A 16,746-nucleotide genomic window follows, 5' to 3' on the forward strand; every position below is an offset into this window, starting at 1 on the left:
ACCGTGCCGGGCCGGCCGGGTCACGACCATGGCGCTGGCCCCCGCGCTCGCGGTAGGGCCAGCACCAGGTCGTTCTACCGCTAGCGAACCGCGCTGACGCCGTTGGCGAAGAACGCCAGCCGCACCTCGCGGTCCATCGCCCGCTCCGGGTGGTCCATCAGGCCGAACGCCAGTCCGTCGGCGCTCGTGATGCCCGCGACGTCCTCGAACGACCCGTCCGGGTTGGAGTCCTTCTCGTACCGCAGTGCGACGCGGTAGCCCTCGGTCTCGCTGCCGGGGTCGAAGCGGCCTTCGCCGTGCGCGCACGGGAAGGTGAGGGTCTGGCCACCCAGGCCGGCGAGCCACGGGCTGTCGTTGTCGGTCTCGACGACGTGCCGCTGGTTCTCCTCGTTGTGGAACGTGCCGGCGCTGTTGACCTTCAGGCCGACCTTGCCGAAGCAGCCGCCGCGCACGGCGATCTGGAACCCGTTGCAGATGCCGATCAGCGGACGCTGACGACACGCCTCGAACTGGTCCGCGAGGTGGCTGCGCAGCAACGCCGCCGCCACCGCGCCACCGCCGAGGTGGTCGCCGAACGAGAACCCGCCGGGAATGCAGAGGATGTCGGCGTCGTCGAGCCGTTCGGTGCCCGCCAGCAGGTCGGCCGCGAACCGCATCCGCGGCTCCGCACCCACCTCGGCGAACGCTCGGACGGTCTCCTCCTGGCAGTTGGTGCCGGGCAGGTACAGGACGTTGACGGTCGGCTTCATGCGATCCTCGCCGTGAACGAGTTGAGCCAGCCGTCGCGCGCGGCCGGAGCGAACAGGTCGATGCCTTCGAGCACGATTCCGGTGCCCTCCAGCGTGCCTTCGAGCGTGCCGAGGACGACCGGGCTGAGCTCGGCGGGCAGGGCGGCGACGTCCTCGGGGGCGACCTCGACGACAGCGCCGACGCGGTGCTCGGCGAAGAGCGACTCGGTGGTCGCGGACTCCAGCTTCACGCCGATGCCGCTGGCGAGCACACCCTGGGCGAGCACACCCGCGACGCCGCCGGCGCCGATGCGGGCACCGCTGCGCAACAGGTTCCTGCTCGCGGCGAGCGCGGCCAGGTAGCTGTCCACATCGGACAGTGCCAGGTCGTCGAGCGCGCCGGTCGGCAGGCTGAGCTTGCGCGCGGCGACCGTGCCGACCGGGGAGCCGGTGGCCAGGCCGACGCGGACCAGCACGTTGCCCGCCGTGGTCCACTGCTCGCGCAGCAGGGCGTCGGTGTGCGGGACCTTGCCCAGCGCGGACAGGAACACCGCGGGCGGCACGCTGACGAGGCCCTCGTCGGTCTGCACGGAACCGGCCGAGGAGTCCTTGCCCGAGATCAGCGGCACGCCGAAGTGGCGGACCAGCACCGCGAGCTCGTCGACCATGCCGACCAGCCACTCGCGCCAGTGCGGCGAGAGGTGCGGGGTGTAGAAGTTGTCGCACATGCAGATGTCCTTGACGGCGACGCCCGCGAGCACCTGGCCCGCGATCGCCGCGCAGAACATCTGACGGGTCGCGGCGACCGGGTCCGCGTCGAACATCCACGGGTTGAACGCGGTGTTGAGCACGGCCGCGGCGGGCGAACCGGCCACCGGCGTGCCGGCCCAGTAGGCCGTGCGGACCGAGGTCTCGGTGCCGTAGTGCGGGCCGTACCAGGTGTTGCCCTGGACGGTGGAGTCGTACTGCGAGTCGGCGAAGTGCTGCGAGGCGACCTCCGCGTCGGCGACGACCTCCTCCAGCAGCCCGGCGAGCTGCGTGGGCGCCAGCTCCGGCCACTCGGGCACGCCGGACGGGCGCGGCGGCGGGCCGACCTCCTGGCGTTCGACCTCGATGTCCAGCAGGTCGTACGCCACGTCGAAGCCGAGCTCGCCGTTGTGGGCGGGAACGGCGTCCGGCGCGGCGGCGATCAGGGCTTCCTCGGTGAGGTCCGGCGCGTGGAACACGTGGTAGCGGCCCGTGTCCGCGAACCGGCCGATGACCGTCGACCGCACCATGTGGCGGTCGAGGATCTTCTTCGCCCGCTCCTGGTGCTCCGGCGGCACGGCGAGCAGCATGCGTTCCTGCGACTCGGACAGCAGGATCCGCCACATCGGCAGCGCCGCGGTCTTCAACGGCACCAGAGCGGTGTTGATCCACACGCCGCACGCCTCGCCGATCTCACCGACGGCGCTGTTCAGGCCCGCGCCACCGACGTCGGTGAGCGCACTCATGCAGCCCTCTTCGCGCAGCTCGATCAGCGCCTTGCGGAACTTGACCTGCTCCAGCGGCGCGCCGATCTGCACCGCGGCGGTGTCCATCACGGCACCCGCGGAACTGGCGGACGCGCCGTGGATGCCCTCGTTGCCGGTCAGGCCGCCGATCAGGACGACGAAGTCACCCGGTCGCGGGGTGCCGCGCTGCGCCGCCGACACGGGCAGCAGGCCGATGCTGCCACCGAGCGCGAACGGCTTGGCGCGGTACGCGGGGTGGAACGTCATGCGCGACGACATCATCGGCACGCCGAACGTGTTGCCGTACTCCTTGATCGCCCGGATCGTCTCGCCGGCGAGCCTGCGCGCGTCCGGCCGGCCCTTGATCGGCGCGGGCGCCTCGGGCTCGCCGACCGCGGTGTACTCGAAGCTGCCGATCGGGTCGGCTGAGAGGCCCGTGCCGAGGATGTCGCGCAGCACGCCGCCGAGCTTGGTCAGCTGGCCGAAGTAGCCGGAGATCGCCGACGGCCCGTTGTGCGTCTCGGCCTTGATGGCGATCGCGTGGCCGTCGTAGAAGTCCCAGACGCCCGCGTTGTCGTGGAACATGCTCAGCACGTTCGGGTTGTCGACGTCCTTCGCGGCCTGGACGAGCCTGCCGAGCAGGCTGCCCAGCGACTTCCACGTGGTGTGCGCGCAGTGGTCGCTCCAGCGGGCGTCCAGCGCCTCCAGCAGGACGTCCGTGACGAACTCGTCGCCGAGCGTCTCCTGGACGTGCTGCACGTGCTTCATCTGGGCGAGCGAGAGGTTGCGGCCCCCGGCCACCCCCAGCTCGGTGAGCCCGGCGTCGTCGAGCCCGCGCAGGTCGTACTGCGCCGCCGACTCGTAGTGCCCCTGCGGCACGAGGGTGTCGTAGTGCGGTTCCTCGTCGTGCAGCTCTTCGATCGTGGAGTTGAACCTCGTCGAGACGATCAGGTCCCGCAGCTTCGGCGAGGCCGACCTGTAGCTGGTCGCGACCTTGCCCGCCCGCGCCTCGACCCCGAGCAGGCCGCACACGGTGATGATCGAGTCGCTCTCGTTGTCGACCACGCCGCGCTTGTAGGCGACCTGCACGGCGCCCGCGGGAAGCGGCTGGTCCAGCGAGACCTCGACGTCGAGCTGGTCGCCGAGCACGGCGGCCACCTCGGTCAGCGCGGCGGGGTCCGGCGTGCCCTCGAACTCGACGTAGTAGTCGCGCCACACCTCGAGGTCGTCGAGCTCCCACGATCGGCCGAGCTCACGGATGTCGGGCTCCGCGATGCCCGCGGAGCGAACCGAGAACTTGTGGATCAACAATCCTCCTGGAGCTGAACGGTCGGAGCCAATTGTCCTGGGCGGCGACCGCGCTCGAGCAGGCACCCAGGCAACCGGGCGAGGCCGCACTGCGACACATGCAGCACCCTAGGCGGTGAGGCCGTTCCGGCCCGCATCGGCGGAGCGCGACGCGCGTCACTCACACGCGCGAAATCGATCTGGGGGACCCACATGCGACAGCACGACCTGTCCTGGGCGGACGCCGGCCACGGCCATCCCGCTTTTCTGAGCGAGATGTTCGCGCTCGCGTTCGTCCGCGACCTCACCCCGCTGGACGCGCTGCGCCGCGTCGGCGGCCTGGAAGACACCTTGGCGCACCGCACGCCCACGGAGATCGAGCAGATGCACAACTTCGACGAGGGTTACCCGGAGGTGGTCTCGGCACTCGTGCTGGGCGAGTGGACGGTCCTGGTCCAGCCGAACGGTTACTGGCTGGAACATCTCGTGGACGCGCTCTCGCGGGGCACGGAAGCCGTCGCGCTCCTGCGGCACGACTACGCCTCACCGAGCTTCACCCACGCCGTCGACGGCAAGGTCACCACGTCGTTCGACCTCAACTGGCCGGAAGACCGCGGCGGCACGGACCCGGACCGCCTGCTCCCCCTGATCCGCGAAGCGGCGTTCGACCCCGACCCGGTCGACGACGAGGACGAGAGCCGGCTGGGCCCCTGCGAGGACGTCGTCGCCCGTGCCCTGCGACTGACCGGCCTGATCACCGGCGTCCTGCCCACCCACGAGCAGATCACCGCGCCTCTGCCCAGCGTGCACTTCGACCACTGGTTCAGCCGTACCAGGCCGTCCGGCGTCGAGGACGCGCTCGCCAGGGCCACCGGGCTCGTCGCCGAACTGAACGTGGGCGGCACACCGGGCCTCGCCGCCGCACTGGCGGCCGCCGAGCGCGGCCAACCCGTCGTCGTCACGCCGGACAGCGACCTGGGCCGGCACGTGCGCGAGTGGTCGACGCTGGCACGCAGGGCGAGCTGGTCGCTCAACCTCGAGAGGAGCCGCATGAGCGACGAGGAACGTTCTCGCGGCTTCCGCTTCGGCCACCTGACCCAGGCCCTGGCCGCCGTGTTCCGCGCGGATCTGGCCTGACCACCGAGGAGAACGAATGCCGGACCTGAAGATCCCCGCCGACGGCCTGAGCCAGACCGCCCTCTACACGGCCTGGGTGCGGCACCAGGAGGGCGAGCACCCGCGGCCGCTGTTCACCGACCCGCTGGCCACGTTCCTCCTCGCCGAGCTGAAGGACCACCCGGCGTCGCCCGCCGTGGCCGCGTTCATCGAGCAGATGAAGGTCACGTCCAGCGGTTTCCCCTCGTACCACGTGGTGCGCACCCGGTACTTCGACGACCGGATCGGGGACGCGCTGGACAGCGGCGTGCGGCAGGTCGTGACCCTCGCGGCCGGGGTGGACGGCCGTCCGACGCGCCTGCCGTGCCCGCCCGGCACCCGCTGGTTCGAGCTGGACCTGCCGGACATGACCGAGTTCAAGACGGCACTGGTCGCGCGGTCCGGCCTGGCGTCCTCGTGTGAACGGGTCGGGGTGGCCGCCGACCTCACGGCGGACTGGACGGCGCCGTTGCGCGCGGCGGGCTTCGACCAGGCGCGGCCGACCGCGTGGCTGGTCGAGGGCGTGCTGATGTACCTCACGCCGCAGGAGTGCGACGCGCTGCTGGCGGCGGCGACCGCGCTGTCCGCACCCGGCAGCCACCTGTACCTCGAACACCTCCAGGTCTCGATGCTCAGCGATCAGGGCGCGCAGGTGCGCGGCGGGCTGGGCAAGCACGGCGTGGCCTTCCGGTCGGCCCGCGACGACATCACGGACTGGCTCGGCGCCTCCGGGTGGCTGGCGAGCACGCACGCGGGCGTGGATCCCGCGATCGGGCACGGCAGGTCGGTCGCACCCGTGCCGGCGGCCTGGCTGGCCGCCGCGACGCTCATGCCCGGCGCCCTACCTCGTCACCGGGATCGATGAGTTCGCGGCAGCCCGTGGTGCAACGCGTGGGTCGGCCAGCAGGACCTCGCCGACACAAGCCGCAAGACAGAAGCACAAGCGGCGCTCTACGACGCCATGACCGTCTACATGAACTGGGCGCCGCCTGGGACGTGCGCGAAGGGAGTCGCGCCTCAAGCCGCACGGCGTCCACCGGTCAGTGGCATGCACGGCGACCTGAACGGCCATGTCCCGCAACACCGTCCGGACACGCGTCTCCCGGCTGCCGCAGAAACTCAGCCCGGTCGGGCCCGCACGCACCCGACGACGTCCCGCCAGTACGCACGCCTGCGGTACCAGCGCGCTCCGGTCCGCTCCTCCTTCCAGCGCTCGTGCTTCTCGACGGCGAGCAACCGTTCGGCAGGGTCGACGCACATCCGTTCCAGCAGAATGACGTCCCGGCGCGTCAGCTTCCTCGTCTTGCGGCCCAGCTTGAGACGCGACCATTCGCACGACGCGACCGAACGAGCCTGCCCGAGATCGACGAAGAGGCTTCGAGCCTGGTCGACCTCGTCGACAGCGCCGAGCAGCTCCGCGGACAGCAGGTGCGCACGGCCGAGGAGCTCCGCGTACGAGGCGCCGTGGACGGCCAGCTCGGTCAACCTCGTGATCGCCTTCGCGATCAACGTCTTGGCCCGCGCGGAGCAGCCGTGCGCGGCGGCGATCCTCGCCCGCAGGATCAGGAGCTCGTTGTGCTCTCGCGCGCGATCGGAAGGCAACCTCCCGGCAGCCTTCTTCGCCTGCCTGCTCCCGTTCCACAGCTCAGTCGGCTGGCGAAGCAACCGGTAGGCGGGTGCGAAAGAGATCCTCGACCGGGTGCGTGGTGTCCACATCGGACCGGAAAGTCCATCCGATGTGGACATGAACCGGTGCGGGCCGCGCCCGACGGGGGCGCTCGCCCAGGCCATGCTCGAGGTCGAGACCACGCCGCCGACCGCGCCGGGCGCCATCGACGCGGTGCTCCGGTGGCTCAAACTCGCACAGGAGCCGAGTGAGCCGCGATGTCGGTGCCGGGGTTGGCGAGCAGCAGCCGGACCAGGGGAAGATCACCGGCGACGTGGTGGTGATTGGCCCGGAACTGCGCGAGATAGGCGCCCTGCAGCTGGTGTCTGACCCAGGCCATCGACACCGAGTCCTTGTCCGTCAACGTCATCTGCACGAAGAAACCGACGGTGACATGAGGCTTTTTCGCCCGCAGCACCCCCGCGTTCTCGTCCTGGACGCGACGCTGGACTTCGGCGAGATCCGGATCGAACACGTGACTGCCATCCGTCACACCCACGCACTCATCCTCATCACCCTGCCGCACAACGCCTTCCGCGCACGTGCTCGCCGCGGTCAACACCATCGGCACGACCACGGCACCACCGGCGAGGACCAACACGACCACGATGACGAGCCACGGCGTCTTCCTGCGCCACCAGGGTCTGGGTACGTGCGGGGTGATCAACCTGCTCAATGCAAGCCCTTTCGGTACGCTCCCGCGCGGTCCAGGAGTACCAATGCCCCTGCGCCGTGCACTTGGGTCACGATGTGGTCGAGCGCCGTCGCGATCGTCTGCCGCAGTGTCCGAAATGGATCTGCCAGCGGATCGCCGTACAACCACTGAGCCGTGACGAGGCGGGACAGCACTCGGGAGTTCTTGGTGTGCTGGGTGGTTCCGATGAGCTGCCCCACCTGGTCGCGCGGGTCGGCACCGGCGGGCAGGCGGTTCGGTGCGGCCGTGATCGCGTCCAGGTCCTGCGGCCACTTCCTGCTCGCGTCGTCGTCGAAGTGGACCTCATCGGCGTCGAGCGGGCCGCTCAGGTGTGCGACGATGGCGTCGATGTCCTCGAGTCCGAGGCCGCGCGGTAGAGAGCGTCCACCTGACTGCCGTGCTTCTCCTGCCGCACACGACATTGCGCGTGCACCTTGGCCCAGCAGGCGCGATGGTCGTCGGGACGAGCGGCCAGCTCGTGCAGCAGCACGCGGCGCAACCAGGGGTTCAGAACGAGGCGTTCGTCTTCGCTGCGCACCCAGAAGTTGTTGATCAGCGGGGCTCGCAACGTGCCGGGGCCGTAGGACGTCTCGGAGCCGATTTCTCGAAGTCGAGAAGCACCCTGGGCACGTGTCCGGTGAAGCTGCCCTCGATCGCGTGCGCCAGGGCCGTTTTGCCAGAACCCCTCGGTCCGAGTGCGACCACGATCGGCTGCGACCGGCTTTGGCGGTCCGGGCGCCGGACGACCTCACCGACGAGGTGACCAATTCCTCTCACCCTGCGAAGCGGGCTCTCCTTCGCCTGCAAAGACCCGAAGGAAGCAGAATCCCTTATCGGACAACCATTTCATCCGTTGCCCACATGGAATACCAGGAACCCAGGACATAAAGGAAAGGAATAGTGGTCAATACAAGGACAGGCAGCTTCAGGCCAGATGCGTGCGGTCGAGTGCGAATGCGACCGCCTGATCGACGGAAAGTTCCGCACCGCGTGCGATCGCCAAGCCGAACGCCTCGTCTCCCAGAGACGAGCGGACCCTGTCCAGGCACGCTTGGTGTGGCGCGGTGAAATGCCGGGATCCGAACAAGGCGTATCCCACCGCCGACCACATGTGTCGCGCCGCCCCCAGCAGAACGGCGGCTCGCTCGTATTGCCGCGCCTCTGTGGCGGTCCAGGCCAGCAACTCGACGGCCAGCACCATGCCCAACTGGTCGTGCAACGTGTGTTTGATCCGCAGGCAAGCATCGGCGTCGGCCGACGCGCCTTCCAGATCCCCGGCACTCATCCTGACCACGCCACGCCCGTAGCGCACGTAGGCGTAAGCCCAGAGCTCACCCTTCTCCTCGCAGACGACACCGATCTCCTCGCACAACGCGGCGGAGCGGGCGAGATCTCCGAGCCAGATCCACGCCACCGCGAGCTCGACGTAGGCCAGCACGACGTTGCTGTTCATCTCCCCCAGTGCGGCGTAGCGGGCTCGGGCGTCCTCCAGCAACGCCACGGCCTCGCTCACGTCGTCACCGACCAGAGCGTTGCACCCCAGGCGATGCACGGCGTACGCCAGGCTCACCTCGTCCGGAGCGGTGTCACGGCATTCTTCAAGCATGGCGACGGCAGGCTTGATGTCGCCCTGCAGAGTCGCGATGTAGCCGTTGACCCACAACGCTTTCGCGCGCTGGGGCGTGGGCGCCGAGTCGACCGCCAGCGCGCGGTCCAGCCAGTGCCGCCCCTCCGCGAGGAAGCCACAGCCGACCCAGTAGAACCACAACGCACCGGCCAGGTGCACGCCGATCGGGCTCTCGCCCGGAGTGCTGAAGCAGAAGTCCAGCGCCTCGCGCAGGTTGGCGTGTTCCAGCCGAGTCCTGACGAACACGGCTTCCTGCCGCGACCCGAACCACTCGGCGTCGCCCTGCTCGGCGAGCTGTACGAAGTAGTCACGGTGCATCCGGCGGAAGCGGGCGTCGTCGCCCTCGCACCTGAGCTTGTCGCGGCCGTACTGGCGAATCGTGTCGAGCATGCGAAACCGCACGAAGCCGTCCCGCTCCACCCTGGAGAGCACGGACTTGTCGAGCAGCTCGTCGACGAGGTCCAGAGGCGTCACGGGAGACACCGGCTCGCAGACCGCTTTCACGGCGTCGAGGTCGAAACTGCCCGCGAACACCGACAACCGGGCCCAGAGCGCGCGTTCCGCCGGCGTGCAGAGCTCGTAGCTGAGATCCACCGCCGCCCTCAGCGTCTGGTGGTGCGGTGGGCCGCCACGCCGGCCACCCGCGAGCAGCTGGTAGCGATCCTCCAGCCCGTCGAGGATCTGAGCCAGTCCGAGCAGTCGTGTGCGGACGGCCGCGAGCTCGATCGCCAGCGGGATTCCCTCCAGCCGCGCGCAGATCCGCTCGACGAGCCCGGCGTCACCGGTGAAACCGGCCTGCACGGCCGCGGCCCGGTGGCGGAACAGCTCGACCGACTCCTCCCCCACGTCGAGCGGATCGACCACCATGATGTGTTCGCCCGCGACGCGCAGAGCGTGCCGGCTCGTCACCAGCACCCGCAGACCGGGCGCGGCCCGCAGCAAAGCCGTGACCAGTGCGGCACACGCGTCCACCAGGTGCTCGCAGTTGTCCAACACCAGGAGGAGCTGACGGTCGCGGAGGTACTTCGTCAGCACCGAGAGCGGATCCTCGGTCGAGTGGCGGGGAATCGACAGGACGTCCGCGATGGTGTGGTGCAGCAAAGCGGGATCGTGCAGCCCTGCGAGTTCCACGAACCAGGCGGCATCGGGGTACGCGTGCGCGGCCCGCAGCGCCAATCTGCTCTTCCCCACGCCGCCACCACCGATCAGCGTGACCAACCGGCTCGCGGACAGGGTGGCCGCCACCTCACGAAGTTCCCGCGTGCGGCCGACGAAGCTCGTGACCTCGGCGGGCAGATTGCTCTCGGTCTCCGCGCGCAGGATCGACTCGTGCGCCGCACGCAACTCCGCAGACGGCTCCACCCCGAGCTCGTCGATCAGCGTCGCGCGGAACCGCCGATACGTGTCCAGCGCCTCGGCCTGACGCCCCGACCTGTGCAGCGCCCTCATCAGCTGGCCGCGAAAGCGTTCCTGGTACGGATGTTCCTCGATCAACCCGGTCAGCTCACCCACCAGCTCGGCGTGCAGTCCCAGGCCGAGGTCGAGATCCACGCGCTGCCCGACGACCCGCAACCGCTCCTCCGCGAGCCGGGGCACCTCGTCACGCTGAAGCGACTCCGACGGCACGTCGGCCAGTGCCCTGCCCCGCCACAACGCCAGCGCCTCGTGCGGCGCGCCGTTCTCCGCCAGCTCGCGGAACCTGCCGACGTCGATTCGGCACTCCGGCGTTTCGAACCGATATCCGCCAGGCCGGGTGCGAATGAGATCGGCATCGAGCAGTCGCCGCAGCCGCATCACATAAACCTGCGCGGTCCCCTTCGCCTGCCGGGGCGGAGTTTCACCCCACAAGCGCTCGATCAGTTCGTCGATGGACACCGTGTGGTTGACGCGAAGCAACAGAGTCGCGAGCACGACGCGGAGCTTTCCGGTGCCCAGTGGAACCCGCACACCGTTCCGAAGCACCTCGAGATCGCCCAGAAGGCCGAATTCCAGTGCATTTGTCATCAGCGTCTTCTCACGCACGGTTTCAGCGTACGACTGAAGCGCGCGTTGGCCGGATGTCACCAAGACGTCAACCTGATGGAGGAACGTTCTTCACGAGGCGGCTCGGATCATCGGGGGCAGTCGGGGGGAACCGAGCCGCCTCACCTGAATGAGTGAATTCCCGTTCAGTCGGCCTGCGCGGTCGCGATCATGTGCCCGTGCTGTCGTTTCGCTTCCAGATATTGCTGGGCGGATTCGCTCACCGGCACCGTCCACGACTCCCGCTTGGCAACGATGCCGTGGTCCTGCAGCGCTTTCACCTTGGCCGGGTTGTTGGTCAGGAGCCGGACGCTGGTCAGGTCCAGACGACGCAGCAGCTCTGCCGCACCCTCGTAGGACCGTGAGTCGTCGGGCAGTCCGAGAGCGCGGTAGCTGGTGAACGTGTCCGTGTGATGCTCCTGGCTGTAGACGTAGCCGCGCGCCTTGTTGCGCAGCCCTTCCCCGCGTCCCTCCTGGTCGAGGTAGATCACGACGCCGGCGCGCTCCTCGTCGATCATCTCGAGTGCGGTGTGCAGCTGCGACCTGCAGTCGCAGTCGTCCGACTGGAACACCTCGCCGTAGACACACCGCGAGTGGATGCGGACCAGACAGTCGTTCTGGGGATTGCCGTACACAGCGGCGGTCGCGGGGTTGCGACCAGACGGGTCGTCGGCTGCGAGCACGCTGACCCTGAACTGGTTTCCCTTTCGCCACAAGGTGTGTTCGACGAACAGTTGCTCAGTCATCAAGTTTTTGCTCCAGGGATGCCGACCACGCGGTCCACCTGCGCCTGCGCCGGCATCGAGTCTGCGACACCGCCGTAGGACTGCGATGCCGCCATCGCGGCCGTGGCCCATTTGAGGTCTTTTTCGTCGATCTTGCGGTTCTTCTCCAGCAGCTTGAGGATCAGCGCAGCGCTGAAGGCCTCCCGCGCGCCGGGGGTGTCCCTCATCGCGGCCGGGAACTGGGCGATGTCCGCCTGGAGGTACTCGGACCGGACGAGGCAGCCGAACTCCTCGGTGATGCACACTCCGTGCACACCGAGGGTGAGCAGGCTTTGCGCGAGCTCTTCCGTGGTGATCTCCCGTTTGGCACTGGGGAGCAGGTCGCGCAGCTCCGCCTGGGTGCCGACGAGGTAGTCGATCTTGGAGAAGTGCTCGTAGAGCACCTGGGGGTTGGGCAGCGCCGGCGAGGGGCGCACCACGACGAGCGGCTTGCGGTCCTGGTCGCCGAGCGAGTCCAGCGCGGACGACACGACTTCCGCCTGCGCCTCGAACGTCAGCACGACGGCGTCGACCGACTCCAGCACGGTGCGCACCGCACTCGCGCTGAAGTCCAGAGGCTCCAGCCTGACCTCCGCCGCGTTCATCCACGGGACGTTGGCCGACCCTCCGTTGCGCAGCAGGAAGACCGCGACGACCGGGGTGCGCGCAGCGGCGATCTTGATCAGGTTGACGCGCACGCCTTCGCGGACGAGGTACTCCAGCAGCTGACGGCCGCGCTCGTCGTCACCGACCGCCGCGATCAGCTGCACGTCCATGCCCAGCCGTGCACTGGCGATGGCGTGGTTGAGCCCCTTGCCGCCGGGGCTCTCCTCGAACAGGTCGGTGGGCGCCGCGCTGCTCGTGGTGGGCAGGTGGTCGATCAGGAAGATGAGGTCCATGACCGCGGACCCGATCACCGCCACCGTGGGACGCGACTGGTCGGGTTCCGCGACGGTGGCGTCCAGCGCCGAGCTGCCAACGCACAGCTCGGCGAGCCTGCCCAGCGACTCCTCCTCCACGTTCAGGCGCAGCGTTCGCACCGTCGGAGGTTTGGGAGGACGGCTCTCCCCGAGCAGATCGTGCAGCTCCGCCCATCGAGCGACCAGCAGCTTCCTGCGCTCGCCGACATCAGGGGCGTAGAGATCCGCCAGATCGGGGCGATCAGCGAACCTCGCCGACAGAATCCCGAGCGCGAGCGCCACGTCCACGACCACCAGATCGGTCACGTCGAGCTGGCCCGCGATCACGCGGATGGCCTCTACGACGGCCTCCGGCGCCGGGGTGTCCGCGGTGCGGACGACCTGACGGACGACCGGCAGGTCGAACATCGGCGCCACGTCGACCTCGGTCGAGCGCAACCGGTCCGCGCTCAGACCGGACCGCGTGCGCAGCCGGACCAGCACGCTGCGTACCCCGTCGACACCGGACATGGGACCAACCATCGCGACAGGTTACTCCATTCGTGGCGCAGTTGTCGCCGTCTTCCGGCAGTTGCCGGTCACAGTCTGACACCTGTTCAACCAGCATGCTTACTAAAGGTATCGACCGACTCTTGTTGCACTTGAGAGGCAAGTTGTCCGACAACTGTCGTCCAGTTTTTGGCAATTGACGGCCCAAAGAGGCAACTGTCACACTCGCTGTGCAGGAGTGCCGACGTCGGGGAGGCCACCATGCGGCAGCTGCACAGCACCACCTCCACCACGTGCGCGATCGCCGCGACGGTCGTCCTGGCGCTCGCCGCGTGCGGCTCCGGAACCGCCCAGTCCCCTGACGGGCAAGGAAACCAGGTCGTCATCATCGCCTCGGCGACAATGCACGAACCAAGGCCTTCGCTCACCCCGCGCAGCACGGAACTCCTGAAGACCGCCGCCCGGAGCCGAGACGTCACCGACGGCCGCAACGGCAGGAGCAGCGTCGCCGTGATCGCCTCCGCCGACAGCGAAACCCACAAGACCATCGCGCTCACACCGAGGCGGGCCAACGGCGCGATCGAGCACGGTCTGCAACGGGATGATCTCATCGCACGAAACCTGGGGCTCGTCGCCGACGCTGTTCAGGCGATCGGAGCGCGGACACCGGTGGATCTGCTCGAGGGAATTGGAACCGCGGTCCGCGGCGCTGGCGCGGGTGACCTGGTGCTCATCACCAACGGCCTGAGCACCGGCGGAGGGTTCGATCTCCGCCAGGTCGGCTGGAACGCCGATCCGGCCGCGGTGGCCGAGCAGTTGCGCTCCCGCGGGCTGTTGCCCGACCTGAGCGGGTGGCGCGTCCTGTTCACCGGCGTCGGGGAGACTGCAGGCGCACAGCCTCCGCTGACCATTCCCTCCCGCCAACGCCTCACCGACTACTGGACTGCCATCTGCCGGGCGGCGGGAGCGGCGTCGTGCGAGATCGACGAGAGCCGCGGGGACCACGCCGGTCCGAACTCGACGGTGGCCGTCCCGATCGTGCCGGTCCCCGGCATCGCGTCCGTCACCGGGCCGGACGGCAAGGAACGCACGACCCTCCTGAACGACGTACTGGGTTTCGCCGGTGACTCGGCGGAACTCTCGCCGTCCGCGCGCGAACTCCTCCGGGAGTACGCGACGCGGATCACCGCGAAGCTCGCGTCGCGGCCGGACGCCGTCGTGACGGTGCGCGGCTACACCGCGGACCCTCCGGGGTCGACCGAGTCAGGACGAGCCGCGTTGTCCGGCGAACGCGCCCGTGTGGTGGCGCAAGCACTGCAAGACGGCGGTGTCCGGCACCGCATCGAGCATTCCGGCGGTGGCAGCGCGCCGGGAATGACCGCCACGGCGGCGGGCGCGTTCGACGAGACGATCGCCGGGCGGATGCGCCGGGTCGAGATCACCTGCTGACCCGCTCCGATCACCAACCCAGACGGGAGGCACGTCATGCACGACAACGACAGCACGCCCAACCTTCCGGTCCCGCGTGAGACGGCCGGCGGGTACCACCGCTCCGAGGTCGCCACGCGTGCCCGCCTCGCCGTCCGGATCGAACAGCTGCGCGCCATGGCCGACGCGGTGATGGACCGGCAGGTGATCGGCCCTCGCGGCCACGTGCTGACCATCAGCGAGGTCCAGCAGCGCGCCCACTGGGCCGCCGAACGCGTGGACATGGACGAGGTGCGCGGCAGCCGTCGTCACTTCCGCGTGTCCCGCTCGGCCAAGTTGCTGTCGCTGGGTTTCGTGGTGGTCGTGGACTTCCCGATCATGTTGTGGCTCGCCAGTTCCGTCTTCAACGTCGACTGGTCGGATCCGCTGGGGCTTCCGCTGGCCATCAGCTTCGTGATCTCCGTGCTGGCGACGGGAGGCGCCGCGACAGCGCTTTACCACCTCGGGCACGACCAGCGGGAGAACAAGGACGACCGGCGACAGCTGAACTGGTCGAAGATGTCGGCTGGAGCCAAGATCAGCCTCGTCGCGGCGATCGCACTCGTCCTGCTCATCGCGGTCGTCATGTTCGTCCGCGTGTACTCCGAGGGTGTGCTGAGCGGACTCGACGGCCTGGCGGTGCTGCTGGCGGTGCTCGTGGCGTTCGTCATGCTGATCTCCGCGGCACTCGTCTTCTGGACCGCCTTCCTCGACGGTTCGCTGGATCGCGACGATCTCGAGCACTACAGCCAGATCGTGCTGGCTCACGAGAACCTCAGGCGGACGTTCCTGGACGAGGCGCACGACCTCGAGGCGCAGTACAAACGGTTGCTCTACAGCGGCGAGGACCTCAAGACGTGACAGGAACCGGCTGGCTGGCCGCCGCGACGATCAGGATCGTCGCGGCAGGCAACCATTCGCGTGGCCCGAGTGGTAGGAGCCAGTGACGGACTGAGGCGAAAGGCCGTGAAGTGGTGCGCTCACCTGAGGGGTTCGAGGAGTTCGTGGCGATCGCGTCGCCGCGGCTGCTGCGGACGGCTTTTCTGCTGACACGGGACGCGGGGCACGCGGAGGACCTCTTGCAGACCGCCCTGGCGCGGGCGTGGCGGGCCTGGAACCGCATCGACGGTGATCCGGAACCGTACGTGCGGCGGATCATCGTGAACTCGCACGCCACCTGGTGGCGGCGCCGGTGGAGAGGTGAGGAGCCGACCGCCGAGCTGCCGGAACGGGTCGGCGAGTCGCCGCAGAGCGCGGTGGACGAGCGCGAGTGGCTCTGGCAGGCGCTCGGCCGGTTGCCGCGCAGGCAACGCACCGTGCTGGTGCTGCGGTTCTACGAGGACCTCACCGAGGCGCAGGTGGCCGGGCTGCTCGGCTGTTCCGTCGGCACGGTGAAGAGCCAGGCCAGCAAGGCGCTCGCCAAGCTTCGGCTCGACGACACGATCACGTTCGAAGGGGTGCGGCGATGAACCTGACGGACCTCAGCGAGGTGCTGCGCGATCGCGCCGAGCTCGCCGACTCCTCCCACGAGGCGCGCATGGCGGGCGTGCGGGCCAGGGTGACGGCCGTCAGGCGACGCCGTGCCGTCGCCGGGGCCGCCTTCGTCGTGCTCGCGCTCGTCGGCGTCGTCTACGCGCTGCTGCCCCGCCTTGACCAGCCCGAACCCGCTGTCCAGCCGCGCAGCCTGCCGGAGTACCAGTACGGCACGCGGCTGCTCACCCAGGCCTGGGGGGACCTGCCCTCGACCAGCGTCACCGTGCGGTTCGTGCCGAAGTCTCTAGACCTCATGCTGTTCAGCAAGTGCGACATCGGGTCGAACGAGCAGCTGCTCATCAGCACCACCGTCAACGGCCACCCGTTCGTGGACCGCAACTCGTGCGGCGGTGCGACCGGCACCGACTGGGGTGCGCTCGGCGTCGTGCCGGGACAGCCGTCCGTCATCACGCTGACCATCAATGGCAAGCTGGGCAGCGACAGCGGCAACGCCCCCGGTCCTCCGCCGGTGTTGCCCTCCCCGGAGAGCGGCTCGTTCGCCCTCGGTGTCGGTGAGGCCGTGCCGGTGAGCGAGTACCCGTTCCCACCGCGCCCGCAGACGCTGGAGACGTTCCCGCCGAGCCTCGGGGAGCCGGCGATCGAGGTGCGGTCCGACGCGGCGGACCCTGCCGGGCGGAGGGAGATCACCGCCGCCTGGCCTGGCGACAACGAGCTGCAGGCGGAGATGAACACGCCTGGCAGGGTGCGGATTCTCGTCAACGACGTCGAGGTCGTCGACTACTCGCACTGGACCTACGCCGTGGGCAGCGTTCATGTCTTGCCCCGCGACTGGACGGGCCACGGGCTCCAGCTGACCGAGGGGCAGCAGGTCAAGATCACGGTGATCCCCGAACGCACCACGGGCGAGTGGAGGGTGACGCTCACTCCGCGACGGTGAACC

At 69.2% G+C, this 16,746-nt stretch carries 14 protein-coding genes; 6 read left to right on the forward strand and 8 right to left on the reverse strand.

Going from position 1 to position 16,746, the window contains the following annotated elements:
* Nucleotides 1–80: 80 nt before the first annotated feature.
* Both SK854_RS04225 and SK854_RS04230 read right to left on the reverse strand, forming a co-directional pair.
* On the reverse strand, nt 81–749 hold the full coding sequence (locus SK854_RS04225; protein ID WP_319973606.1) for a phosphoribosylformylglycinamidine synthase subunit PurQ: 669 nt from the start codon (nt 747–749) through the stop codon (nt 81–83).
* On the reverse strand, nt 746–3,529 hold the full coding sequence (locus SK854_RS04230) for an AIR synthase-related protein (protein ID WP_319973607.1): 2,784 nt from the start codon (nt 3,527–3,529) through the stop codon (nt 746–748). Before SK854_RS04230 ends, SK854_RS04225 begins: the two co-directional genes overlap by 4 nt.
* Before the next feature lie 192 nt (nt 3,530–3,721).
* Between SK854_RS04230 and SK854_RS04235 the strand changes: the two genes are divergently transcribed.
* Together SK854_RS04235 and SK854_RS04240 are read left to right on the forward strand one after the other, a co-directional pair.
* Entirely contained in the window at nt 3,722–4,645 is a 924-nt protein-coding gene (locus SK854_RS04235; RefSeq protein ID WP_319973608.1) for a DUF6461 domain-containing protein, read from the forward strand.
* 16 nt (nt 4,646–4,661) lie between these two features.
* The gene (locus tag SK854_RS04240) at nt 4,662–5,528 is read left to right on the forward strand and encodes an SAM-dependent methyltransferase (RefSeq protein WP_319973609.1); all 867 of its coding nucleotides are present in this window, start codon (nt 4,662–4,664) and stop codon (nt 5,526–5,528) included.
* A 254-nt stretch (nt 5,529–5,782) separates the two neighbouring features.
* Here the strand turns inward: SK854_RS04240 and SK854_RS04245 are convergent, their stop codons facing one another.
* The 6 genes from SK854_RS04245 to SK854_RS04270 all read right to left on the reverse strand — a co-directional run bounded on the left by SK854_RS04245 (nt 5,783) and on the right by SK854_RS04270 (nt 12,866).
* Entirely contained in the window at nt 5,783–6,520 is a 738-nt protein-coding gene (locus SK854_RS04245; RefSeq protein WP_319973610.1) for a hypothetical protein, read from the reverse strand.
* Entirely contained in the window at nt 6,517–7,005 is a 489-nt protein-coding gene (locus tag SK854_RS04250) for a hypothetical protein (protein WP_319973611.1), read from the reverse strand. The genes SK854_RS04245 and SK854_RS04250 overlap by 4 nt, the downstream gene beginning before the upstream one ends.
* Complete coding sequence (locus tag SK854_RS04255; protein ID WP_319973612.1) at nt 7,002–7,445, reverse strand: hypothetical protein; 444 nt, start codon at nt 7,443–7,445, stop codon at nt 7,002–7,004. The genes SK854_RS04250 and SK854_RS04255 overlap by 4 nt, the downstream gene beginning before the upstream one ends.
* Before the next feature lie 503 nt (nt 7,446–7,948).
* On the reverse strand, nt 7,949–10,672 hold the full coding sequence (locus SK854_RS04260; protein ID WP_319973613.1) for a BTAD domain-containing putative transcriptional regulator: 2,724 nt from the start codon (nt 10,670–10,672) through the stop codon (nt 7,949–7,951).
* Nucleotides 10,673–10,818: 146 nt separating this feature from the next.
* Nucleotides 10,819–11,418: a GTP cyclohydrolase II gene (locus SK854_RS04265; protein ID WP_319973614.1), complete on the reverse strand. Its 600-nt coding sequence runs from the start codon at nt 11,416–11,418 to the stop codon at nt 10,819–10,821.
* Complete coding sequence (locus tag SK854_RS04270) at nt 11,418–12,866, reverse strand: PfkB family carbohydrate kinase (protein ID WP_319973615.1); 1,449 nt, start codon at nt 12,864–12,866, stop codon at nt 11,418–11,420. The genes SK854_RS04265 and SK854_RS04270 overlap by 1 nt, the downstream gene beginning before the upstream one ends.
* A gap of 240 nt (nt 12,867–13,106) precedes the next feature.
* On the opposite strand from SK854_RS04270, the gene SK854_RS04275 reads away from it, so the two are divergent.
* From SK854_RS04275 to SK854_RS04290, 4 genes are all read left to right on the forward strand, one after another.
* Complete coding sequence (locus tag SK854_RS04275; protein WP_319973616.1) at nt 13,107–14,294, forward strand: OmpA family protein; 1,188 nt, start codon at nt 13,107–13,109, stop codon at nt 14,292–14,294.
* A gap of 36 nt (nt 14,295–14,330) precedes the next feature.
* Nucleotides 14,331–15,173: a hypothetical protein gene (locus tag SK854_RS04280; protein WP_319973617.1), complete on the forward strand. Its 843-nt coding sequence runs from the start codon at nt 14,331–14,333 to the stop codon at nt 15,171–15,173.
* A gap of 113 nt (nt 15,174–15,286) precedes the next feature.
* A complete protein-coding gene (locus SK854_RS04285; protein ID WP_319973618.1) occupies nt 15,287–15,781 on the forward strand; it encodes a SigE family RNA polymerase sigma factor in 495 nt (164 codons plus the stop codon).
* Nucleotides 15,778–16,743, forward strand: coding sequence for a hypothetical protein (locus SK854_RS04290; RefSeq protein ID WP_319973619.1), 966 nt, complete (start codon nt 15,778–15,780; stop codon nt 16,741–16,743). The genes SK854_RS04285 and SK854_RS04290 overlap by 4 nt, the downstream gene beginning before the upstream one ends.
* The last annotated feature ends 3 nt before the right edge of the window (nt 16,744–16,746 follow it).

The sequence above is a fragment of the Lentzea sokolovensis genome (genome assembly GCF_033949975.1).
Lineage (GTDB): Bacteria > Actinomycetota > Actinomycetes > Mycobacteriales > Pseudonocardiaceae > Lentzea > Lentzea sokolovensis.